Source organism: Enterobacter cloacae complex sp. XAL002 (genome assembly GCF_049236805.1).
In the GTDB taxonomy this organism is placed as follows: domain Bacteria; phylum Pseudomonadota; class Gammaproteobacteria; order Enterobacterales; family Enterobacteriaceae; genus Enterobacter; species Enterobacter intestinihominis.
In genome coordinates this window covers 1-508 of record NZ_JBMKJN010000084.1, presented here as the reverse complement: position 1 = coordinate 508, position 508 = coordinate 1, and the positions used below count along the sequence as shown (strand labels likewise).

Genomic DNA, 508 nt, shown 5'->3' with positions numbered 1-508 from the left:
GGAGCCCATTCGCCAGTGGGTGCTCAGCTTTCCTTTCCAGCTACGCTTTTTGCTGGCTCGCCATCCCCAGCTGATGGGCCAGGTCTTGAGTATCGTCTATCGTACACTCTCAACTCATCTGATCAAAAAAGCCGGTTACACCAAAGCCTCTGCACAAACTGGCTCAGTGACTCTTATCCAACGCTTTGGCTCCGCGCTAAATCTCAATGTCCACTACCACATGCTGTTTCTCGATGGTGTCTATGCCGAAGATGACTATGGCAAGCAACGCTTCCATCGTGTCAAGGCACCCACTTACGATGAGCTGAATACGCTCGCTCACACCCTCAGCCATCGCATCGCTCGCTGCATGGAAAAGCGTGGGATTTTGGAGCGTGATGCCGAGAATACGTGGTTGACACTGGAAGAGGGCGAAGACGATACGCTGACTCAATTACATGGTGCTTCGGTTACGTATCGCATTGCCGTCGGCCCCCAGCAAGGGCGCAAAGTCTTCACCCTGCAAACC

The 508-nt window shown here is 53.3% G+C and carries 1 protein-coding gene; it reads left to right on the top strand.

Annotation, left to right across the window (positions count from 1 at the left end; genetic code table 11):
• Positions 1-508: transposase (locus ACOT0L_RS24060; protein ID WP_421637289.1), on the top strand; the 508-nt coding region annotated here is incomplete at both ends.